This window comes from Streptomyces incarnatus (assembly GCF_001027185.1).
Lineage (GTDB): Bacteria > Actinomycetota > Actinomycetes > Streptomycetales > Streptomycetaceae > Streptomyces > Streptomyces puniciscabiei.
On the sequence record NZ_CP011497.1, the window covers coordinates 7,888,578 to 7,909,201 of the forward strand.

Sequence of the window (20,624 nt, forward strand, 5' to 3'; positions counted from 1 at the left end):
ACGCGGCCCCGCACCCGCGCGGTGCGGGGCCGTGGCATGTCAGCTGAGCGGATCCAGCGTGAGGTACGCCTGCTGCGGGCTGCCGTCGTGGACCAGCGACTCCTGGTTGCCGACGTCGTCGAAGGCGAAGGCGTAGGCCTTGCCGTCGGCCATCTGGGCATGCACCGCACCCGCGTACTGGTTCGTCACCGCGTCCTGGTAGAAGGCGGCCGTCGAGGTGTCCGGCTGGTTCGGGTCGACCAGCAGGGTCGAGCGGTTGAAACCGGCGCACAGCGTACGGGAGATGGGGCCGCGCACGTTGTCGTTCGGCGCGTCGAGCAGCTTGTGGCAGCCGAAGACACTGTCCGCGTCCGGCTTCTGGAAGCTGGTGACGACCGCGCCGGAGGCGTTGGTGAAGTTCATGACGTTGCCCGAGACCCGGCCGTAGTACGTGGTGTTCGGCTGGTCGGCGAACGGCGTGACGGTCAGCGTCGACGTCGTGTACTTCTGCCAGACCCGGTTGACGTAGTCGTCCATCACGCTCGCCGGAAGGGCCCCGGTCTCCACGCCGTACAGCGGTGACAGGGCGCGCAGCACCGTGCCGTCGGAGCGGGTCTGGATCAGCCCGGACCAGCCGCCCGGCCGGCTCCGCAGCGCGTCGAAGAAGCCGTTGTAACCACCGGACTTCAGGTGTCCGGTGCTGCTCACGCTGCCGTCGGAGCGCTGCACGCCGACCGCGTACGGGGCGGAGAACATGTCCACCTGGGTGCTGTTCAGCCACAGCCCGGAGTCGTTGAGGGTGTACTCGGACCAGTTGAACAGGATGTTCCGGTTGGGGTCGGAGGGGTTCTGCACGGCGGGCTGCACCAGGCCGCCGGTGGTCAGCCGGAAGTCCAGTTTCCGGCCGTAGGAGAAGTAGATCCGGCCGGAGAACTTCGGTATCCGGATCGTCTTGGACTGCCCGGGGGCCGGGCCGGCGATCGCCGCGTCCGGGGCGGGCGTCGGCGGATTGCCGCCCGCCGGCCAGGCGTGGAAGCCGCCGTTCGCGTCGGCCCAGCCCTGCTGCCCGGAGGACAGCTGGGTGCCGAGGTCGTAGACGTAGACAGGTTCGGAGCGGCCCGAGTTGTTGGTGATCTTCAGCGGGACGGTGTCCGGTACGGCGGCACCGGCGTGGTCCGGGGTGCCCAGGGCGAGCACTCCGCCGACCAGGGCTGCGGTGGCGGCCAAGGGCAGCATGGGGCGGGTGAGTTGATGTGGCACTCTCTTGCCTCCGTGTGGGGTCGGGGTCGTACGGATATTGGTCCGTACCTGTTCTGAGAGCGCTCTCAGGCTGATACTGGTACGCGTTCATGTCAATGCAATGAACAGATCCGCTTGTGGCGCCCGCCGACCGGCAGGCGCCGTGAGCCGGTGTCAGAAGGTGCGCGCGAGCAGGTCGAGCAGGGCCGCCCAGTGCCGTTCGGTGGCCTCTCGGTCGTACGCGGTCGTGTCCGCCTGCGTGTAGCCGTGCCGGGCACCCGCGTAGACCTCACAGGTGTGCCGGACTCCCGCCTCGGTCAGGGCCTTCTCGAAGCGCTCGATCTGCTCCGGGGGCAGCGAGGGGTCGTTGTCGGCGTGTCCGAGGTACAGCTCCGCGGCGATGCGCGGGGCACCCAGGTGCGGGCTGGTCGGATCGTCGATGGCGAGCGCGGCTCCGTGGAACCCGGCAGCGGCCGCCACCCGGTCCGGGTGCGCCGCCGCCGTCCACAGGGCGAGCCGGGCGCCCATGCAGTAGCCGGTGACCCCGACCGGCCCGTCGGCGACCAGCGGGCTGTCGGCCATCCAGCGCAGATAGGCGGCGGAGTCACGCTCGATCAGGTCCTGGGTGAGCGAGAACACGATCGGGCCGAGCCGCTCCCAGATGGTCGGGTCGGCGCCCGGGTCGATGAACTCCGGCAGCTCGATGACCGGCGCCCGGCCGAGGCGGTAGGTCACGTTGGGCACCAGCACCGTGTAGCCGGCGGCGGCCAGCCGGTCGGCCATCGACCTCAGGTGCGGGCGCAGGCCGTAGGCGTCCATGTAGAACAGCACACCCGGACGGGGACGTCCGTCCGCCGGGCGGACGAGGTAGGCGTCGGCGACGCCGTCCTCGGTCTGGATGTCGAGGTCGGTTCCCTGGACATCGGTCATGGTGAGGAGGCCTCCCTGGAGGGACGGGCGCCGGGCGGCGGTGGCCCCCGGCGCCGGGACTGCGGCCCATGCTGTCACGCAAGATCGGCGCCACCGCACGGTGGGCCGCACCCTCACTCGAAACGGCCGGTGTCCCCGGCGCCCCGCCGCACGATCTCCGCTTCGCCGCCGGAGAAGTCCACGACCGTGGTCGGCTCGGTGCCGCAGTCACCCGAGTCGACCACCGCGTCCACCACGTGGTCGAGCCGGTCCTTGATCTCCCAGCCCTGCGTCAGCGGCTCCTCCTCGTCCGGCAGCAGCAGCGTGCTGGACAGCAGCGGCTCGCCCAGCTCCGCCAGCAGCGCCTGGGTGACCACATGGTCGGGGATGCGGACGCCCACGGTCTTCTTCTTCGGGTGCAGCAGCTTGCGCGGCACCTCGCGGGTGGCCGGGAGGATGAAGGTGTAGCTGCCGGGCGTGGACGCCTTCACGGCCCGGAAGACGTCGTTGTCCACCCGTACGAACTGGCCGAGCTGGGCGAAGTCCCGGCACATCAGGGTGAAGTGGTGCCGGTCGTCCAGTTGGCGGATGGAACGGATCCGGTCCATGCCGTCCCGGCTGCCCAGCCGGCAGCCCAGCGCGTAACAGGAGTCGGTCGGGTATGCGATGAGCGCCTCCGAGCGGACCGCGTCGGCGATCTGGGTGATGCTGCGCGGCTGCGGGTTCTCGGGGTGAACGTCGAAGTACTTCGCCATTCACCGAGCTTATGCCGTGAGCGGGCGGCGGGCGCGCACCGCGGTCGCGTGGGCACTGCGGCACCGCCATGGCCTCATACCTGTGCGCGCCCGGCGCCCGTCCGCCGGAGCATGCCGGGCGCGCCCGGGACGGGCCTCCTCGGTGTCGTTCGCGTACTTCCCGGATTTCGGGGCAGCCGCCCCGTGAGCAGTCCGAGGCCTCCCCCCGGCCCCGGACGCGAGGTCTCCGCCGGCGGCCCACCCCCCCGGGCCGCCGGCGGAGCCGTGTCCGGCGCGGGTGCACAGCCGCGTCCGGTAACGTGCGGATGCGTAGGTCCAGGTCAACACGGAGGCGAGGCGAGCGGCAGGTGGCCGGCCGACCGGACGAGGGCCCGGCGTTGCAGCAGCCGTACGGCGGGGACAGCGCCTGGGCGCAGGAGTTGCTGGACCAGCTGCGGCCCGCCGGGCGCGATCCGCGCCGGCTCGTCGACTGGCTCGCCCGGACCGTGAGCGCGTCGGTGTGCCTGCAGGACGACCGCGGTGCACTGCTCGCCGGTGAGCGGCTGCCGCTCGACCCCGCCGTCGTCGCCGGCGTCGCCACCGGCCGGGTCTCCGCCGCGTCCCTCGGCGACGGGGCACGGCACGTGCGGCTGGTCGGGATACGGCAGCCGGGGCCCGGCCCGGCGGCCGGAGCCGTCCTCGCCGTGGCCCGCACGGAGCCCTTCGACCGGCGCACCACCGAGATCCTCGGCCACACCGCCGGCGTACTGGAACTGCTGCTCGGGGAACGGGGGTCGGCCGAGTCCGCGCGGCGGCTGCGGCGGGCCACGGCCGATCTGCGGCTGGCGATCCTGCAACTGCTCATGGTGGAGGACACCGTCTCCGCCCGCCGGGTCGCCGCCGGGCTCTGGCCGGGCCTGCTGGAGCAGGACACCGCCCGTGTCTACGTCCTGGAGGACACGGCCGTGGAACGCGACCGGCTCGCCGACGCGTGCGTGGCCGCCACCGAGGGCCGGGCGCTGGTCGTGCGCTGCCCCGCGGTGGACGAACACGTCATCGTCCTCGGGCCGTCCGCCGAGGTGGAGGAGCGGCTGCGGTCCCTCGTCGGCGGCCGGCCCGGCACCTTCCTCGGCGGCAGTCCCCGGCAGCGCCTCGCCCTGACCGCCACCGCCTACGGACAGGCCGTCACCGCGCTCGCCGTGGCCCGCTTCCGGCCCGACCGGTACGCCGTCTACGCCGCCCGCACCCGCCCCGCACAGCTCATGGACCCCGAGGCGCTGCGGGCCTGGGCCGCGGCCGTGCTGCACCCGCTCGATGCGCTGGCGCACCACGTGCGCGCCGAACTGCTCGCCACCACCCGGCTGGGCCTGGAGTTCACCGCCGTGAACGCGGCCAAGGTGCTCGGCGTCAGCCGCAACACGGTCCGCGCCCGGATGGACCGGGTCGCCGCCCTGCTCGGCGCCGACCTCACCCGGCTGCCCGTCCGCGCCGTCGTCCACGCCGCCCTCAACACCGAAGCCGCGCACGGCTCGTACGGCCAGGCCGGCGGCGCATCCGGTCCGCCGGCCCGGATCCGGCTCACCGAGCTGCTCGCGACCGACGTGCTGTGCTCCTGGGCGGAGGGGCTGCTCGGCCGCCTCGACGAGGACGGCCGGGATCTGCGGGGCACCCTGCGCGCCTGGACCCGGGCCGACGCGCACGCCGAACACGCCGCCCGGGCCCTCGGCGTACACGCCCAGACCGTGCGCGAACACGTCCGCGCCGCCGAAGGGGTCCTGGAACGCAGACTGACGGCCGGCGGCACCGGCCTGTACGAGGTCGTCCTCGCTCAGCTCGTCACGGGCGAGCTGCCCGTGCCCGGCCTCGGCGCGCCCGGCCCCGGCGCGGCGAAGGCGGACCAACCGGACGCGTCTGTGCAGCGGTGAGCCCCGTGCGGGCCGTGCCGGGCACGGGTGCACTACCCCAGGTCCGGCAGCGCGCGTAGCTTCGGCAGTCCGCGGGGCACGACCGGAACGGGGGACCGGTCGCGGCCCCGCGTGCCCGCCCGCCTCATCCGGTCCGTGTGACGGGGAGGCGGTACACGTGCGCCGGTGAGATGACCTTCGTGATGGCCTCGCCCAGCACGGTACTGGGTTCCTGCGACCGGTAGGCGGTGTCCGTGTTGAGCAGCACGACCAGCGTCGTCCCAGTCGCGGGCAGGTAGACGGTCAGCGTCTCGTAGCCCGGCAGGGAGCCGTTGTGGCCGATCCAGCCCTGGACGTCGAAGATGCCCAGGCCGTATCCCGCACCCTTGATCGTGCCGGTCCCCGGGGTGGTCAGCCGCTGCTTCTGGGTGGCGGCACCCACCATCCGGCTGCCGTCCGGGAACCTGCCCGTGGCGACCGTGGGCGCCCAGGTGTGCAGGTCCCGGAGGTCCGAGATGATCGCGCCGGCCGCCCAGCCCCAGGACGGGTTCCAGTCGGCGGCGTCGGCTTCCTCGCCGTTCGCCGTCTGCCCGGTGTAGCCCTGCGCGTGTGGGGCGGGGAACTCGGTGCCGGCCGGGAAGAGCGTGTGATCCATGCCGGCCGGATCGAGGACGTGCTGCCTGATGTAGTCCCCGAGCCGCTGTCCGCTCTCCTTCTCCACCACGAGTCCGAGCAGGATCAGGTTGGTGTTGCAGTAGAAGAACCTCTGCCCCGGCTGGAACAGCACCGGGTGCTTGAAGGAGTAGGCGAGCAACTGACGTGGTGTGAAGGGCCGTTGCGGGTCGGAGGTGAGCGCCTTGTAGAAGTCCGGATCCTCGGAGTAGTTGAACAGCCCACTGCGCATGTCGGCGAGCTGACGCAGCGTGATCCTGCCGCCGTTCGGCACGCCGTCGACGTACCTGCCGATCGGGTCGTCGAGGCCCACCTTCCTCCGGTCCACCAGCTGCAGCAGCGCGGTCACGGTGAACGTCTTGGTCTCGCTGCCGATGCGCATGTACAGGTCCGGCGCCATCCGCCGGCCGGTGGCCTTGTCGGCGACCCCGAAGGAGCGGACGTAACTCGGCTGTCCCGGCGTCCAGATGCCCACGGTCACACCGGGGATGTCCGCCGCGCGCATCACCGTGCGCACCGCGGCGTCCAGTTGGCGTGCCACGCCGGGGGTGAGGTCGCGGACGGCGGTGCCCGAGGGGCTCGGCCCGGGCGAGCCGGCGGTGAGGGCGGCCGGCCCGGCGGCCGGGGACGCCCATACCGGCCCGGCGGCGACCGGCGCCAGCAGCGCCCCCACCGCCACGGCGACCGCGGCCCCCCTCAGGCGTGCGGACGTGTGCGACATGGGCTGACTCCAAGCACGTGGGAGGTGGGCGTGCGCTGAGCGGGATGTCGGAGCCCTGACCCACCCAGCATAGGAGCGCACCCCCCGCCGCGCCCGCCGGGCGGAACCGGCGGCCGCCCCCCTCGAAGCCTGCCGAGAAGCCTGCCGAGAAGCCTGGCGAGAAGGCTGCCGAGACGCCTGTCGATGGGATGCTTGTCCGACGGGCGGAACGCCCCGTTCGGGCGACGGCCTCACCCGACCCGGTGAGCCTTGGGGGCGGGCCGTACCGGTGACGGACACCGGGCGTTGCCCCGGCATGAACCGCTTCGATCCGGCGCACCGCTTGGATTGGCTCGACCGGCTGGACCGGATGCGCCGCGCGGGCCGGCCGGCGCAGGTGGATGGGGCCCGCGAGCCGATCTACGCCGGCCTCGTCGCCGAGTGGCGGGCGCAGGGACGGGCCGTGCCCGCGGACACCGGCGCGCTGTCGGCCGCCCGCCCCGGAGCCGGCCCGGGTGCGCGGCACACGTCCGGGCGCGCCTGAACCGTCACTGCCCGCACACCGGCGCGAGGACCGCGAGGGCGCCGTTGGCCTGGCGCAGGGACTCCTCCAGGACACCGGGCGAGTGCAGCGCGCCGGAGCCGTCCGGCGGCACGAGCCACTCCAGGAAACGCGCGGGCCGGTACGGCGGCGGTACGGCTACCCAGGCCCCCTTGGTCGTGTGCCGCAGACCCGCGCCCACCCAGCCCCCGGAGGGGTCCGGCGGCAGGAAGAACCCGACCCGGCCCGCCGCCGTGTCGACGAGCGTCGGCCCCGGCACGGGCATTCCGGGCCGGAACAGCAGGTCGAGGGTGAGCAGGCCGAGCCGCTCCGGGACGCTCAGCACGTCCCAGAAGCGGCCCGCCTCCAGCAGGGCGATGCCCTCGCCGTGATCCCACTCCCATTTGCACGAGCGCGGGTCCGCCGCCGCCGCGGCCAGCCACTCCACGCCCCGCGTCCACATCGTGTTCGTCATGCACCGCTCCGGGTGTCCTCGTCCGCCTGCCCTCGGCATATGCATGCTCGTAGATATTTCTACGCGGCGGAAGGGGTGGCGAACCCTGGCGTTTGCGCCGCAACGTTCGAACTCCGGCCGCGGGTTCGCCAGTTGGGGGAGGGTGGCGCGTCATCCGCGAGGTGGCTGGACATGGACGTCGGCGCTCGATTCGAGCGTGCTGACAATCGAATCGCGTGCAATATGTTGAGTCAGCTGCTGTTTCAGGCGTAGAGTCACCGCAATCGTCACCTTCCCCAGCGAGGTACTCCATGGACCGCACGCGCTTGCCCGCCCTCCTGGCCCGCGAGAGTGCCGAGGCCGAGCGCCTGGGCCCGCGCTCGCGCGCGGCCTATGCGGGGGCCGGGCACCTCTTCGGCCGGGTGCCGATGACCTGGATGAACAAGACGGCCGGTGCCTTTCCCCGCTACCTGGCCGGTGCGCGCGGGGCCCGGGTCACCGATGTGGACGGGCACGAGTACATCGACTTCTGCCTCGGCGACACCGGCGCGATGGCGGGCCACTCGCCCGCCCCGGTCACCGAGGCCGTGCAGCGCCGGTTCTCCGAGCTGGGCGGGGCCACGGCCATGCTGCCGACCCAGGACGCGGAGTGGGTCGGCGCCGAGCTGACCCGGCGGTTCGGCCTGGCGCGCTGGAGCTTCTCGCTCACCGCGACCGACGCCAACCGCTGGGCGATCCGGCTCGCCCGGGCCGTCACCGGGCGCCCGAAGATCCTGGTGAACAGCTACTGCTACCACGGCAGCGTCGACGAGTCGCTGATCGTCGTCGGCCCGGACGGCGCGGGTACCGCCCGCCCAGGCAACGTCGGCGCGCCGTGCGACGTGACCCTGACCAGCCGGGTGGCCGAGTTCAACGACCTCGCCGGACTGGAGCGCGAGCTGGCCCACGGTGACGTCGCCGCCGTCCTGATGGAGCCCGCCCTCACCAACATCGGCATCGTCCTGCCGGAGCCCGGCTACCTCACCGGCGTCCGCGAGCTGACCAGGCGCCACGGCAGCCTGCTCATCAACGACGAGACCCACACCTTCTCCGCCGGGCCGGGCGGCTGCACCGCCGCGTGGGACCTGGAACCCGACCTGCTGACCATCGGCAAGGCCATCGGCGGAGGCATCCCGGCCGGCGCCTACGGGCTGTCCGCCGAGCTCGCCGACCGGCTGCTGGCCCGCTCCGACCTCGACCTCGTCGACATGGGCGGGGTCGGCGGCACCCTCGCCGGCAACGCGCTCTCGGTCGCCGCGATGCGGGCCACCCTCGAACACGTCCTCACCGACGAGGCCTTCGCCCGGATGACCAAGCTCTCCGAGCGCTTCGAGGCGGGTGTCCGGGCAGGCATCGAGGCCCACCGACTGCCCTGGTCCGTGAGCCGGCTCGGCGCCCGCACCGAGTACCGTTTCACCAGCCCGGCGCCGCGCACCGGCACCGAGTCCGCAGCCGTCTCCGACCCGGAGCTGGAGGACTTCCTGCACCTCTACCTGGCCAACCGGGGCATCCTGCTGACGCCGTTCCACAACATGGCGCTCATGTGCCCGGACACCACCGAGCAGGACGTCGACACCCACACCGAGGTCTTCGCCGCGGCGCTCGCCGAGCTCGCGGACTGAAGCACCAGGGGCACACCCACACGAGAGCACGAAAGGACGCGCGTGGACGAGATCGACCGGGCCATCCTGCGCGAGCTGCAGACCGACGGCCGCATCGCCTACGCCGACCTCGGCCCGAAGGTCGGCCTGTCCGCCTCGGCGGCGCGGCAGCGGCTGCAGCGGCTGCTGGACTCCGGGGCCGTCCAGGTGGTCGGGGTCACCGATCCGATGGCCATGGGCGGACAGGCCATGGCCCTGCTCGGCATCGCCGCCGACGGCGATCCCCGCGCCGTCGCCGACGCCCTCGCCGAGCGCCCGGAGGTCGTCTACTCGGTGCTGACCTCGGGCGGATTCGATCTGTTCGCCGAGGTGGTCACCCCCGGTCCGAAGGCGCTGCTGGACTTCGTCAACGACGTGGTACGGCCCCTGGAGGGCGTTCGCGAGATCCAGTCGTTCCCGTACTTCGGCATTCACACCCACCGCTTCCTGTGGGACGTGGGCTGACCGGCAAGGCGGTCACGCGACCGGCGGCGCGGGCGCCAGCACCAGCATGCTGACGTCGTCCTGGACCACGTAGCCCCGCCGTACGAGGTCCGTCCACACCGCCCCGGGCAGCTCGGCGGACGCCGTGCCGGTCAGGGCGGCCAGCCGCGCCGGCAGCGGATAGAAGGCGTCCTGGGCGTCCCGGGCCTCCCACACCCCGTCGGAGGCCAGGAAGAGCCGGTCGCCCGGCCCGAGCGCCACAGTGACCTCCTTCGGCGGGCCGGCGCCGACCAGCCCGAGCCCCAGCGGCGGTCCCGGCGTGACCGTCACCTCCAGGGCGTCCTCCTCGTGCAGCAGCACGGGTGCCGGATGACCGCAGGCCACCACCCGTACGGCACGGCCGTCGGCGGAGAACTCCAGCAGCACCCCGGTGGCGAACAGCTCCGCATGGCGCACGCCCGCCGAGTCCACCGCGAGCCTGCGGTCCATCCGCGCGGCGACCGACTCCAGGTCCGGCTGTTCCAGCGCCGCCTCGCGGAAGGCGCCCAGCAGCGACACCACCGTCGCGACCGCCGACAGCCCGTGCCCCTGCACATCGCCCATCACCGCGCGCACACCGTACGGGCCGTCCCGTACGTCGAAGAAGTCCCCGCCCACCAGCGTCCCGTCCTGAGCGGCCCGGTAGAAGCCTGCGCAGCCCACGTGCCCGACCCGCTCCGGCAGCGGCGGCATCACGGCCCGCTGCACCGCCTCGGCGATCGCCCGCTCCGTGTCCAGCTGGGCGTCCCGGCGACTGCGCACATAGGACACGAACACACTCAGCGCGGCCACGAACACGATGCTGAGCAGATCGGTGTTGCCGGGGCGGTTGAGATGGGTGGCGGGGATGTTCAGCACCGCGACCACCCCGAGACCGAGGACCGCCGTCGCCAGCGGGCCGTACGACAGCACGGCCAGCGGCGGAATCGCGCCCAGCAGGAATCCGGCGTCGCGCGCGGCCGGAGTGATCACCGTGGCCACGGTGACGGCCACGAGCAGCAGCACGGGCAGCACCCGTACCCACCACGGCGGCGGCGCGCCCCGCAACCAGCCGCGATTCTCCAGGTCCCGATGCGACGACCCGCCGCGCACCGATCTCACATCCCCAAGCTACGCCGCCCCGCGCGCCAGGGCCTCCTCCTCACCGGCACCCGGCGCCCGGGCCCCGGTCCCGGCCGTGGCCCGCGAAAAGCGGTGGACGCCCGGGTGCGGCCCGCATAGCCTGTGCCCGGCACGCCCGAGACGGACGGAAGGAGGCGAGCGTCATGGCCACTGTCATCCCGCGCTCCCGCCTCCCTGTCACCCGGGTGTGCCACGCCTGACCGGGAGCGCGTCCCCGCCGCCGCACCGCGGCACGCCTCCCGGAGGAATCCATGACCACCCCGGTCATCCGCGCGCTCGACGAGAGCACCGCGCACCTTTTCGACACCATGCCCGACCCGCTGGCGCTGCGTGACAAGCACCGCGACACCCGCTACCGCCCCGACTGGCAGCGCATCGCCGTACGCGACGGCCGCACCGTCGCCCGCGCCGCCTGGTGGGGCCGGCCCGAGGACCCCGAGCCGCTCCTGATCAACTGGTTCGACGTGGCCGAGGGCGAGGAGGAGGCCGGAGCGGAACTCCTGCGGACGGCGCCCTGGCAGACCGACGAACTCGAACTCGACCCGCCCGCCGGCTGGCGGACCGATCCCGGGCTGCGGACCGCCGTGGACATCCGGGCCGCCGCCGCGCGGGCGGCCGGCTACACGCCGCTGGTGGAGCGCTACCTGTACCGCTGGACCCCGGACCGGGGCCTGCCCGAGCGCCCCGGCCGTCTTGTCTTCGCCGCCGAGCCGGACGACGCCGTCTTCCACGACCTGCTGCGCCGCATCCACTCGGTCACCCTCGACGCCCACGCCCGCCGGGCGCTCGAAGAGGGCGGGCCGGACCTGGCCGCGCAGCGGGAACTGGACGTCTTCCACTGGTTTCCGTCCCCGCGTGACTGGTGGCAGATCGCCCGCACGCCCGAGGGCGAGCCGGTCGGCATCCACATCCCCGCGCGCAACTCGTCCGGACCCTGCGTCGGCTTCATCGGTGTCGTGCCGGAACAGCGGGGTCACGGCTACGCCTTCGACCTGCTCACCGAGTGCACCCACTTCCTGGCGGCCCAGGGCGCCGGCTTCATCGCCGCCGCCACCGATCGGTCCAACTTCCCCATGGCAGCGCACTTCACCAGGGTCGGCTACCCCGTCGTACGGGAGCGCATCAACTTCTGGTCCGACCGCGTTGTCAGTGGCGGGTGACATGCTGGGCGTCAGTGGTGACCGGTGGCGAGACGGGGGAGGGGCCATGGGATTCGTCGGAGAGGTGTGGCGGGTGTGCGCGGGGCAGGAGGCGGTCGGCGACATCCTGGTCGACGAGGCCGACTTCCCGTGGCTGTCGGGCGCCTTCACCGCGGGCCCCGGCTTCGCCGCCGTGCGGGACCTCTTCGCCGGTGAACTGGCCCTGCTGGAAAGAGCAGACGACGACGAACAGGGCTGGGAGGAATGGGAGAGGGCGTACGACGACATAGCCCGCCGAGTCTCCCTGTCGTCGCCGGACGGCCCGGTCCCCGCGTTCCTGCTGCACATCGAGGGCGACCGGGCGTGGTTCCGCTGGAGCGACGAGCCGGTCGAGGAGCCGGGAGGGGAGGGACGGACGGAAGGCTGACACGGGCGCGCCGCGCCGTACGGCCGGCGATCTACTCTTGATCATGAAGCCCGGCCGTCAACGGCCGCCCGTGACAGGAGAGTTGGATGACCACGACCCGTCCCACGCTGATCGACGCCGCCAGCGGACTCGCCGCGAACTCCGCCGTCGACGCCGACTCCTGGTGGTTCGGCGCCAGGCTGCACGACCACGAGAAGGTCTTCTGGGTGAAGATCCACGCGATGGAGATGAACGGCGCCTGTCTCAGCACGGTCGCGCTGCTCCGGGAACCGGACGGCCACACCGGTGACCGGCACGCGATCGACACCAAGGACGGTGTGACGCTGTCCGCGGACTCGCTCGACGTGAGGACGTCGATCCTGACCATGAGCGGGGACCTGGACGAGCTGGAGCTGTCCGGTGCCACGGACACCGCCTCGATCCGGCTCACCCTGCGCCGCGAGGGCCCCGTGCTCTACAACGGCGGCGCCGGAGTGTTCCCCTTCTTCGGCGGGACGACGGGGCAGTACGCGCTGCCCGGCCTGACCACGTCGGGGACCGTCACCGTGGACGGGGTCACGCACCAGGTCGGCGGACGCACCTGGTTCGACCGCCAGTGGGTGTCCGGCGCCACCGAGGCACCGCGCTTCACCTGGCTCGGACTCGACCTCGGTGCGGGCCGGTACCTGAGCGTCTGGGACGCGGTGGGAGACGGCACCTCCTGGCTCACCGAGCTCAAGCCCGACGGCTCACACCTGATCACCCGGGCTCGGCGAACCGAGCGGGACGGGCACTGGGTCCTGACCGTTCCGAGCCTCGACGCGTCCCTCGACATCACCCGTCGGGAGCTGTTCGCCACGCAGGGCGCCTACACCGGCGCGTGTCAGGTGACCGGCACGCTCGCCGGAGAGGACATATCCGGGCACGGCTTCACGGACGTCATCGGCTACTGAGGCCCCGTGTCCTGGGGCCGCGGGGCGCCGGGACACCGGCCTCGGGGTGAGCCGGAGCGGCTCCGTCCCACCCCGAGCGCCCGCGTCCACGGCCGGGCGGCCGGCAAGGGGACACCGGCCGGGTCCGGCGACGGGCGACCGGCGCCGGCAGCCGGCCGACCGGCCTCGGGACACCAGGGCTCCGCCGGCCCGGTCACCGGTCAGTCGGCCGGGGGCAGGTCCCTGCCGTCCACCAGGCGGGCCTGCGCCGTTGCCAGGATCTCGGTGACCCGGAGCCCGAACGCGGCGTCGCAGGCGTGGGGGCGGCCCGTCCGGGCGGCCGTGAGCAGGGCGTCGGTGGCGCGGGAGAGCGCCGGGATCGCTCCCTCGGAACTCCCCGGCATCAGGGTCACTCCCGCATCCCCCCGCAGTTCCACATCGGCCCCGGCCGCCGCCGGCGGCGCCGTCAGGCTCAGCGTGAGCGTGCTCGACGCGCCGGTGGCATGGTCGAGGACCAGATGCACGGTGTCCGCCGGACCGTGCGCCGCCGCCACGACCTGCCGTACGTCGCCGAGGACCGGCAGCAGCACCGACAGGGCGTGCGGACCCACGTCCCACAGCGCACCCTTCTCCCGCCGCCACGGCGAGGCGGCGAACGGGCTGTCGGTGGTGAACACGGCCCCCAGCCACTGCGCGCGGGCCGTGAACCAGCCCGCCACGGCGGCCTGTTCCTCGATCCAGGCGTCCGGCTCCTTCTGGAAGCGGGCGGTGAAGAAGACCACCGAGGCCACCCCGGCCCGCTCGACCGCGGCCACGACGGCCCGCCCGTCGGCCACCGACACCGCGAGCGGCTTGTCCAGCAGCAGATGGCGGCCCGCCCGAGCGGCCCGCACCGCGAACTCGGCCTGTGCGGACGGCGGCAGGGCCACGGCGACGGCGTCCACGCCGGCCAGCAGCGCGTCCACGTCGTCGTACGCCGGGACGTCGTACCGCTCGGCCAGCGCGGTGGCGGCCTCCGGACGGCGGCCCCACACCCCGGCGAACTCCACACCGGGGTGTCCGGCGAGGGCGGGGGCGTAGGCCGCCCGGGCCCACGGGCCCGTCCCCAGCAGTCCGATGCGCATGTGGCGTTCCTTTCTCCGAGCCGATCCCCGCACCGTCTTCAGCCTGCGCTCCGGCCGCTCCGCGCACACCTGCCGTCCGGATCCGCGTCCGCGGCGAGCCAGTTGGCGATCGTCGCGGCGATGGGCTGACCCGTGTCCATCTCGACGAACCCGAACTGACCCGACTGGTTGCACTCCAGGAACCACCAGATCCCGTCGGCGTCCTCGGCGAAGTCGAATGCGCCGTAAGCCAGTTCCGCGCCCCTCATGTACCGCCGTACGCCCTCGGCGACGCGCGGGGGCACGTCAGCGGGGAGCCAGGGAGAGCCCGAAGGGGCGAAGCGGACGTCCACGTCGTCCGGATGGGCGTCCGGGTCGGCCGGTTTGCGGGCGGCCAGCAGGGTGTCGCCGACGACGGTGAGCCGGATGTCGGCCCGTTTGGCGATCCGGCGCTGCAGCAGCGTCGGGCCGTAGGCCACCGCCGAGAAGTCGGTGTCCGGTGCGACCCGGCTGGTCGGCACGGCACGCGGCGGCTCCTGCGGATGCGCGCCGGAGACCGGCTTGACCACCAGATCCGGGAAGCGCTCCGCGAACTCCCGGGCCGCCTGCGGGAACGTGGTGATCAGCGTGGCCGGCACCGCGAGGCCGCTGTCCTGGGCCAGGCGCAGCTGCCAGGGCTTGTGGCGGGCGCGGCGGGCCGCGTCCGGATGGTTCATCCAGCGCGCGCCGGTCGTGCGCAGCATGCCGTAGAGCGCCTGTGACGACTCCTCGGTCAGCCAGGCGGACGGCTGGGCGGCGCGGGCGGCGGCGTCGCCGGGCCTGCGCACCCAGACGGAGCGCAGGCCGCCCATGCTCACCAGGCGCCCGCCGACGGACAGATGTCCCCGGCAGGCACCCTGCACGTACTCGCCCGACAGCGCCACCCCGTTGGTCAGATCGGCGGGGTCGAGCCGGACCACGGGCACGCCCGTCTCGCCCAGCCGGAGGACCACCATGTCCGCCGTCACGTCCTCTTCACTGGTCAGGATGAGCACGGTCATCTTCCAGAACCCGCGTTCAGTCGTCGAAGTGCGTCTTGGAACCGGCCGTCGAGGTCGTGGTTCCCAGAGCCCTCAGCGTCACGTGGTCGGTGGCGGCGATCCGCCCGTCCGGGAGGACGTTCAACTGCAGTCCGGAGTCGTACGCATACGGAGTGGTGACGTCCAACTGCACAGCGGGGCGCGCGTAGTTGAGCGTGAACGGTTGCATGGTCTCTCCCTGATTAGGCTTTCACGTCCTTATACGAATCGAACGGGTGATTGGTTTCCTTACGCTGAGTAACCGTAGGCCGAAGGGGGTCCCGAAAACCCCGACGGACGGCGTGCCTGCATGGCCGATGACGCCGATGAAGCCCAGGACGTTGCACTGCCGCGGCGGGAAAGCGGGTCACTCCGTGAGCGACAGCGCGCCCCGTGCCACCGTCAGGGCCTGCTCCGCGTACCCGCGTCCGAACAGCACGGCGTGGACCAGCAGCGGGAACAGCTGGTGCACGCCCACTCGGTCGGCCCGGCCGGGCGCGAGCGGTGCCGTCTCCTCGTACCCCGCGAGCACCCGGTCCAGATGGGGGCAGCCGAAGAGCTGGAGCATCGCCAGGTCCGTCTCCCGGTGTCCGCCGTGCGCGGCCGGGTCGATGAGGCGAACCTCACCGTCGGCGCCCCACAGCACGTTGCCGTTCCACAGGTCGCCGTGCAGGCGCGCGGGCGGCTCGGCGGGTCCCGCCAGATCCGGCAGCCGCGCGCAGACACGCTCGAAGAGTGCGGCCTCGCCGGGGCGGAGCGTGCCGCGGTCGACCGCGCCGCGCACATACGGCAGCACGCGGTGCTCGGCGTACCAGCCGGGCCAGTCACGGCCCGGCGTGTTGCGCATGGGGGCGAGACCGATGAAGGCGTCCTCGGGGCCGCCGGGCGGCGCGGCTCCGAAATCCGAAGCCCCCGAGGCGTGCAGGGCGGCCAGGGCCTGGCCGAAACGATGCGCCGCCCCAGGGTCCGGACGTCCGGTCCGCACCCGCTCCATCACCATCCAGCGTTCGTCGTGCCCGAGCACCGCCGGCACCCGGACCGCGTCCGCCGCGGCCAGCCAGCGCAGCCCCGCCACCTCCGCGCGTACGGCCCCGGGAGCGTGCCCCCGCTTGACCATCACCGGAGCGCCACTGTCCAGGGTGACCTCGGCCGGTGATCCGGAGCCCGCCCCCGCGCCGGTGACCGGGCGTCCGGTGAGCCGGGACGCCGCCCGCACCGGATCCTCGCTGTCGTCGTATCCCTTGACCACGGCCCCAGCCTAGGTTCCGCAACGGAGGTCCGCGGTAGGCGACTTCGACCATTGATACGACTGTTTTCAGCCAAAACCAAGCAGTAACTGCACGTGCTGATTCCGTAGCGCTAGCGTGAGGGCGCCGCGTCGCCACACCAGGGGCACAGGGCCCCGCCGGGACTAGCGCGCGGCGGAGGATTTCCCCTTTGACCACAGCATCCGTGCTGATGGCCGACGTCTTCGAAGTCCAGCCCTACACCTCCCACTGCGAGGTCATCCTCGGCGAGGGCGCGCACGCCGTGATCGGCGTCTCCCCGGGCAACAGCTATTTCTCCGCCCGCCGCCTGCACGACCTCGCCCGCTGGGGACTGGACCACTTCGACAAGGTCGACTTCGTCTACACCGACCTGTACGTCGCCGAGATGTACGAGGCGTCCGGCTATCCACCGGACGAGGCCCGGCGCAAGGCGGTGAAGAACCTGCGGGGCGTGCGCGCCAAGGTCCGGGACGCGGTGTCGGCCGCCGACCCGGAGGGACTGCGGATGGACTGGCACCCGATGTCCGAGTTCCGCACCAACCCCGCCTACCAGGACATCCACCGGCATCTGACGGCGCGTCTGGCCTCCGACGGGGCCTTCCGGGCCGTCTGCGACGCCCTGGTGAATCGTTTCCTCAGTGCGCGTGGCGAGACGCCGACCGAGCGGCAGCGGGCCGTGTGCCTGGAGTACGTGTGCGCGGAGGCGCCCCTGTTCCTGGACACCCCCGCCATCCTCAAGGTGCCCTCCTCGCTCAACTGCTACCACCAACTGCTGCCGATGGCCGAGCTGTTGTACTCCCGGGGCGCCGGACTGCGCGCCTCCCGCAACCAGGGCCACGCCATCGTCACCCCCGCCGCGCTCGAAGGAACCGCCGCATGACCACCGCCCCCGGCGTCCGCGCCGACCACCCGCCCCTGCTCGACTTCCCGTTCTCCTGGGACGGCACCAGGGTTCCCGCCGAGGTCGCGGACCTGCGCGCCACCACCCCCGTGCGGCGCGTGCGGACCATCGCCGGCGACGAGGCCTGGCTCGTGTCGTCGTACGACCTGTGCGCCCAGGTCCTGAAGGACGACCGCTTCTCCCTCAAGGACACCTCCGCCCCCGGGGTCCCCCGGCAGTATGCGCTCACGATCCCGCCCGAAGTCGTGAACAACATGGGCAACATCACGGGGGCCGGGCTGCGCAGGGCGGTGCTGAAGGCGCTCAACCCGAAGACGCCGGGCCTGCTGGAGTGGCTGCGCGAGGAGGCGCACCGCCTGGTGGACCGGATGGCCGAGGACGGACCGACGGCCGACCTGCGCGGCGCCTTCTGCGAGCCGTACTCCGCCGGGATGCACTGCCGCATCCTCGGCATCCCGCAGACCGAGGCCCCGCCCTTTCTGCGCAGCCTCGACATCGCCTTCATGAACTCGCCGTGCCCGATCACCGGCGCGAAGATCAACTGGGACCGGGACATCGCCCGGATGACGGCCCTGCTCGACGACCCGTCGACCTGCGGCCTGATGGGCGAACTCGCCGCGCTGCGCGACGACCCCGACTACGCCCACCTCACCGACGAGATGCTGGCCACCGTCGGGGTCACCATGTTCGGCGCCGGCGTGATCTCCACCTCCGGCTTCCTCGCCATGGCCCTGGTCTACCTGCTCACCCACCCCATCGCCCGCGACCTCCTGCGCGACCGGCCGGACCTGATCGGCCCCGGCGTCGAGGAGCTGCTGCGGGTCAACCTCTCCATCGGCGACGCCCTGCCCCGCCTGGCCCTGGAGGACGTCCGGCTGGGCGAGGTCGACGTACGGGCGGGCGAACTGGTCCTGGTCCTGGTCGAGGGCGCCAATCTGGACCCGGAGAAGTTCCCCGACCCGCACCGCTTCGACGTGCACCGCGACAACACCGCCGACCACCTCTCCTTCGGCGCCGGCGCGCACTACTGCCCCGCGACCGCACTCGGCCGCGCACACGCCCGGATCGCCCTGGAGGTCCTCCTCGACCGCCTGCCGGACCTCGCCCTCGCCGTACCCCCGGGCCAGCTGGTATGGCGCACCGGGTTCATGAAGCGGATCCCCGAACGGCTGCCGGTGACCTGGTAACCGGCACGCACCCGCCGTCCGTACGGCGCCCCCGGCCCGGCATCCCGGGAAGGGGGTGCCGTACGGGTCACCATCAGCGGTTGGGGACGGCGGGTCCACCTCGGCGGCTCGGGACGGTGGGTCCCCCTCGGCGGTTCGGGACGGCGGGTCCACCTCGGCGGTTCGGGGCCCGGTCAGCGGCCGGCCGCGTGGGTCCGCCGCGGCAGCCCCACCGGATTGCCCGGCGGCAGCAGGCCCGAGGTCTCGACCATGCGGGCCAGGGGATCCAGCAGGTCGGCCAGGCGTGCGGTGCGGTCGGTACCGAGGGCGGCCCAGGGCCGTTCCGCCGCCGCGTCGGTGAGCGCCTCCACCTCAGCGCGCACGGCCGCGCCGGCCGGAGTGAGCGCCCCGTCGGCCCGGAGCAGGCCCCGCTCACGCAGGCGTACCCCCGCCGCCGCCCAGTCCGCCTCCTCCCACCTGCGTGTCTCCCTCAGGAACACCCCGTCGGACTCGCCCGCGGCAGCCTTGAGCACCATGGCCTCAACCGGCCCGATTCCCTGACTCACCAGGACCGCGACGTGCCCGTCACCCCGGTGTTCGCGCAGGGTCGTCAGGCCCTGCCACAGCCGCGCGGTGGGGCGGTCCGGGCGCTCCAGTGCCTGGTTGGCCGCGGCCAGCACGCGGCCCGTGGTGTCCGCCGCGGCAGCCGCTTCCCAGGCGAGGCCGGCGGCCTCCGCGAACGCGGCCGAGCCGACGGTGTCCGCTCCGAACAGGCGGGTCAGCGCCGCGTCGAGGGCGTCCTGGCGGGCGGCCAGCACATCGGCGGGCGCCGCGTACGTCCAGGCGTCCGGCAGGGCCCGGGCCACTCTGTCCGGGTGGAAGACGTAGAAGCAGCTCGTCACGACGGACGGGGGAACCGCGCCGAGCGGTGCGGCGCGCAGCGCGAAGTACCCCATCCAGAATCCGCGCATCCCGAGCGCGTCCGCCGTACGGCGCACCTCCGGTGCGAAGTACACGAGGTCGTGCACCGGTTCGTACCGCTCCCACAGGGCCCGCGCCATCGCGTCCGCCACCGTTTCCTCCCCGCCTCCGGATCCACTGCGTACTGTCGACACCAGACTGCGTTATGACGGCGGTCATAACAAGGGCGTGGCCGGGCGGAAGGCGATCCCAGGGTCGACTGGTTCGCGAACACTAGTGGAAAGGGGGCGGCACGGACGTCGACGACATCGTCGTCCGCTCGCTGCTGCGCGCACAGCATCCGGATCTCGCCGACCTGGAGATCCGTGCCGTACCGGGGGGCTGGGACAACCAAGTGTGGCGAGTGGGCGGCCGGTTGGCGGTACGGCTGCCGCGGACGCCGGGCGCCCCGGAGCTCCTGCGCAAGGAGCAGCGGTGGCTGCCCGTGCTCGCTCCGCGGCTGCCCCTGCCGGTACCGGTACCGGTGCGCACCGGTACGCCCTCCGCCGCCTTCCCGCGCCCGTGGGCCGTCGTGACCTGGGTCCCCGGAGAACCCGGGGACAGGGCCGTTCTCACGCGCGGCGACGATGCCGCCGTCCGGCTGGCGGGCTTCCTCGCCGCGCTGCACGCGTCCGCGCCCGCCGAGGCGCCGGTCAACGAGGTGCGCGGAGGAACCCTCTGTGGCCGTACGGCCGAGTTCGAGGAGCGGTTCGGGGCTGTCGCGGACCTGCTGACCGGAGCGGAGCTGTCCGACGCGCGCTCCCTGTGGCAGCAGGCCGTCGCCGCGCCCGCGTGGTCCGGAGCACCGGTCTGGCTGCACGGCGACCTGCACCCGGCCAATGTCGTCGTCGCGGACGGCACCCTGGCCGGTGTGCTCGACTTCGGGGACGTCTGCGCGGGTGATCCGGCGACAGATCTCGCGGCCGTGTGGCTGCTGTTGCCCGCGGGGACGGCTCGCCGGTTCTTCCGGTCGTACGGGACGGTCCACGAGGCGACCCTCCGGCGTGCCCGGGGCTGGGCCGTGCTGCGGGCCCTGTCACTGCTGGGGATCGGCCGGGCGCACGAGCGGGGACTGCCCGGCGGGCAGCCGGGGTGGGCGAGGGCGGGGCGTGCGGCACTCGGCCGGCTGGGAGCGGCGCGACGCGCCGGGTGATTCGCCCGGACGAGGGGCCGTTCGGGCCGGAGCGCTGGGACATACGGGTGGCGCGATGACCCGGCTGGGTGGCTCGGATGGTGGGAGCCCGCGTACTCGCTGACGGTGGTTCATGTCGAGGC

21 protein-coding genes are annotated in these 20,624 nt (G+C 73.1%); 10 read left to right on the forward strand and 11 right to left on the reverse strand.

The genetic code is table 11. The annotated features are described in order from the left end of the window. Positions 1-39: 39 nt before the first annotated feature. The 3 genes from ABB07_RS35960 to ABB07_RS35970 form a co-directional block, all read right to left on the reverse strand. Positions 40-1,215: a glycoside hydrolase family 64 protein gene (locus ABB07_RS35960; RefSeq protein ID WP_208903765.1), complete on the reverse strand. Its 1,176-nt coding sequence runs from the start codon at positions 1,213-1,215 to the stop codon at positions 40-42. A gap of 177 nt (positions 1,216-1,392) precedes the next feature. Continuing rightward, positions 1,393-2,148, reverse strand: coding sequence for a dienelactone hydrolase family protein (locus ABB07_RS35965; protein WP_208902630.1), 756 nt, complete (start codon positions 2,146-2,148; stop codon positions 1,393-1,395). A 113-nt stretch (positions 2,149-2,261) separates the two neighbouring features. Then, entirely contained in the window at positions 2,262-2,882 is a 621-nt protein-coding gene (locus ABB07_RS35970) for an L-threonylcarbamoyladenylate synthase (protein ID WP_208902631.1), read from the reverse strand. Between the two features lie 347 nt (positions 2,883-3,229). On the opposite strand from ABB07_RS35970, the gene ABB07_RS35975 reads away from it, so the two are divergent. Then, positions 3,230-4,786, forward strand: a complete 1,557-nt coding sequence (locus tag ABB07_RS35975; RefSeq protein WP_244189631.1) for a helix-turn-helix domain-containing protein — start codon at positions 3,230-3,232, stop codon at positions 4,784-4,786. Positions 4,787-4,910: 124 nt separating this feature from the next. Here the strand turns inward: ABB07_RS35975 and ABB07_RS35980 are convergent, their stop codons facing one another. Next, entirely contained in the window at positions 4,911-6,158 is a 1,248-nt protein-coding gene (locus tag ABB07_RS35980; protein WP_208902633.1) for a serine hydrolase domain-containing protein, read from the reverse strand. A gap of 295 nt (positions 6,159-6,453) precedes the next feature. Here ABB07_RS35980 and ABB07_RS35985 point away from each other — a divergent pair, with 295 nt between their 5' ends. After that, positions 6,454-6,681: a hypothetical protein gene (locus tag ABB07_RS35985; protein ID WP_208902634.1), complete on the forward strand. Its 228-nt coding sequence runs from the start codon at positions 6,454-6,456 to the stop codon at positions 6,679-6,681. Between the two features lie 4 nt (positions 6,682-6,685). Here the strand turns inward: ABB07_RS35985 and ABB07_RS35990 are convergent, their stop codons facing one another. Beyond that, on the reverse strand, positions 6,686-7,153 hold the full coding sequence (locus tag ABB07_RS35990) for a hypothetical protein (protein WP_208902635.1): 468 nt from the start codon (positions 7,151-7,153) through the stop codon (positions 6,686-6,688). Between the two features lie 290 nt (positions 7,154-7,443). Here ABB07_RS35990 and ABB07_RS35995 point away from each other — a divergent pair, with 290 nt between their 5' ends. Both ABB07_RS35995 and ABB07_RS36000 read left to right on the forward strand, forming a co-directional pair. After that, positions 7,444-8,793: a transaminase gene (locus ABB07_RS35995; RefSeq protein WP_208902636.1), complete on the forward strand. Its 1,350-nt coding sequence runs from the start codon at positions 7,444-7,446 to the stop codon at positions 8,791-8,793. Positions 8,794-8,835: 42 nt separating this feature from the next. Further along, positions 8,836-9,276, forward strand: coding sequence for an Lrp/AsnC family transcriptional regulator (locus ABB07_RS36000; RefSeq protein ID WP_208902637.1), 441 nt, complete (start codon positions 8,836-8,838; stop codon positions 9,274-9,276). 12 nt (positions 9,277-9,288) lie between these two features. On the opposite strand, the gene ABB07_RS36005 is transcribed toward ABB07_RS36000, so the two are convergent. Further along, positions 9,289-10,395: a PP2C family protein-serine/threonine phosphatase gene (locus ABB07_RS36005; protein WP_208902638.1), complete on the reverse strand. Its 1,107-nt coding sequence runs from the start codon at positions 10,393-10,395 to the stop codon at positions 9,289-9,291. A gap of 272 nt (positions 10,396-10,667) precedes the next feature. Here ABB07_RS36005 and ABB07_RS36010 point away from each other — a divergent pair, with 272 nt between their 5' ends. The 3 genes from ABB07_RS36010 (at position 10,668) to ABB07_RS36020 (ending at position 12,914) form a co-directional block, all read left to right on the forward strand. Further along, on the forward strand, positions 10,668-11,576 hold the full coding sequence (locus tag ABB07_RS36010) for a GNAT family N-acetyltransferase (protein WP_208902639.1): 909 nt from the start codon (positions 10,668-10,670) through the stop codon (positions 11,574-11,576). 46 nt (positions 11,577-11,622) lie between these two features. Then, positions 11,623-11,982 (forward strand): hypothetical protein, encoded by a 360-nt coding sequence (locus ABB07_RS36015; RefSeq protein WP_208902640.1) that lies wholly within the window; start codon positions 11,623-11,625, stop codon positions 11,980-11,982. An 86-nt stretch (positions 11,983-12,068) separates the two neighbouring features. After that, complete coding sequence (locus tag ABB07_RS36020; RefSeq protein ID WP_208902641.1) at positions 12,069-12,914, forward strand: lipocalin-like domain-containing protein; 846 nt, start codon at positions 12,069-12,071, stop codon at positions 12,912-12,914. A gap of 200 nt (positions 12,915-13,114) precedes the next feature. Here the strand turns inward: ABB07_RS36020 and ABB07_RS36025 are convergent, their stop codons facing one another. The 4 genes from ABB07_RS36025 to ABB07_RS36040 form a co-directional block, all read right to left on the reverse strand. Then, entirely contained in the window at positions 13,115-14,017 is a 903-nt protein-coding gene (locus ABB07_RS36025) for a Gfo/Idh/MocA family protein (protein ID WP_208902642.1), read from the reverse strand. 38 nt (positions 14,018-14,055) lie between these two features. Further along, positions 14,056-15,036, reverse strand: a complete 981-nt coding sequence (tgmB, locus tag ABB07_RS36030; RefSeq protein WP_208902643.1) for an ATP-grasp ribosomal peptide maturase — start codon at positions 15,034-15,036, stop codon at positions 14,056-14,058. A 16-nt stretch (positions 15,037-15,052) separates the two neighbouring features. After that, positions 15,053-15,244 (reverse strand): putative ATP-grasp-modified RiPP, encoded by a 192-nt coding sequence (gene tgmA, locus ABB07_RS36035; RefSeq protein ID WP_208030240.1) that lies wholly within the window; start codon positions 15,242-15,244, stop codon positions 15,053-15,055. A gap of 177 nt (positions 15,245-15,421) precedes the next feature. After that, on the reverse strand, positions 15,422-16,303 hold the full coding sequence (locus ABB07_RS36040; RefSeq protein WP_208902644.1) for a fructosamine kinase family protein: 882 nt from the start codon (positions 16,301-16,303) through the stop codon (positions 15,422-15,424). Between the two features lie 188 nt (positions 16,304-16,491). Here ABB07_RS36040 and ABB07_RS36045 point away from each other — a divergent pair, with 188 nt between their 5' ends. Both ABB07_RS36045 and ABB07_RS36050 read left to right on the forward strand, forming a co-directional pair. Continuing rightward, on the forward strand, positions 16,492-17,202 hold the full coding sequence (locus ABB07_RS36045; protein ID WP_244189632.1) for a cyclodityrosine synthase: 711 nt from the start codon (positions 16,492-16,494) through the stop codon (positions 17,200-17,202). Then, a complete protein-coding gene (locus ABB07_RS36050; RefSeq protein WP_208902645.1) occupies positions 17,199-18,410 on the forward strand; it encodes a cytochrome P450 in 1,212 nt (403 codons plus the stop codon). Before ABB07_RS36045 ends, ABB07_RS36050 begins: the two co-directional genes overlap by 4 nt. A gap of 173 nt (positions 18,411-18,583) precedes the next feature. Here ABB07_RS36050 and ABB07_RS36055 read toward each other — a convergent pair whose 3' ends face one another. Then, the gene (locus tag ABB07_RS36055) at positions 18,584-19,462 is read right to left on the reverse strand and encodes an SCO6745 family protein (protein ID WP_208902646.1); all 879 of its coding nucleotides are present in this window, start codon (positions 19,460-19,462) and stop codon (positions 18,584-18,586) included. Positions 19,463-19,617: 155 nt separating this feature from the next. On the opposite strand from ABB07_RS36055, the gene ABB07_RS36060 reads away from it, so the two are divergent. Further along, entirely contained in the window at positions 19,618-20,502 is an 885-nt protein-coding gene (locus tag ABB07_RS36060) for an aminoglycoside phosphotransferase family protein (protein ID WP_208903767.1), read from the forward strand. Positions 20,503-20,624: the final 122 nt, after the last annotated feature.

Bases quoted from the DNA above. Each gene is read 5' to 3' on its own strand.
- tgmB (WP_208902643.1), bottom strand. From the start codon at position 15,036: ATGACCGTGCTCATCCTGACCAGTGAAGAGGACGTGACGGCGGACATG.
- ABB07_RS35990 (WP_208902635.1), bottom strand. From the start codon at position 7,153: ATGACGAACACGATGTGGACGCGGGGCGTGGAGTGGCTGGCCGCGGCG.
- ABB07_RS36025 (WP_208902642.1), bottom strand. From the start codon at position 14,017: ATGCGCATCGGACTGCTGGGGACGGGCCCGTGGGCCCGGGCGGCCTAC.
- ABB07_RS35995 (WP_208902636.1), top strand. From the start codon at position 7,444: ATGGACCGCACGCGCTTGCCCGCCCTCCTGGCCCGCGAGAGTGCCGAG.
- ABB07_RS35985 (WP_208902634.1), top strand. From the start codon at position 6,454: ATGAACCGCTTCGATCCGGCGCACCGCTTGGATTGGCTCGACCGGCTG.
- ABB07_RS36020 (WP_208902641.1), top strand. From the start codon at position 12,069: ATGACCACGACCCGTCCCACGCTGATCGACGCCGCCAGCGGACTCGCC.
- ABB07_RS35980 (WP_208902633.1), bottom strand. From the start codon at position 6,158: ATGTCGCACACGTCCGCACGCCTGAGGGGGGCCGCGGTCGCCGTGGCG.
- tgmA (WP_208030240.1), bottom strand. From the start codon at position 15,244: ATGCAACCGTTCACGCTCAACTACGCGCGCCCCGCTGTGCAGTTGGAC.
- ABB07_RS36015 (WP_208902640.1), top strand. From the start codon at position 11,623: ATGGGATTCGTCGGAGAGGTGTGGCGGGTGTGCGCGGGGCAGGAGGCG.
- ABB07_RS36010 (WP_208902639.1), top strand. From the start codon at position 10,668: ATGACCACCCCGGTCATCCGCGCGCTCGACGAGAGCACCGCGCACCTT.
- ABB07_RS35970 (WP_208902631.1), bottom strand. From the start codon at position 2,882: ATGGCGAAGTACTTCGACGTTCACCCCGAGAACCCGCAGCCGCGCAGC.
- ABB07_RS35965 (WP_208902630.1), bottom strand. From the start codon at position 2,148: ATGACCGATGTCCAGGGAACCGACCTCGACATCCAGACCGAGGACGGC.
- ABB07_RS36050 (WP_208902645.1), top strand. From the start codon at position 17,199: ATGACCACCGCCCCCGGCGTCCGCGCCGACCACCCGCCCCTGCTCGAC.
- ABB07_RS35960 (WP_208903765.1), bottom strand. From the start codon at position 1,215: ATGCTGCCCTTGGCCGCCACCGCAGCCCTGGTCGGCGGAGTGCTCGCC.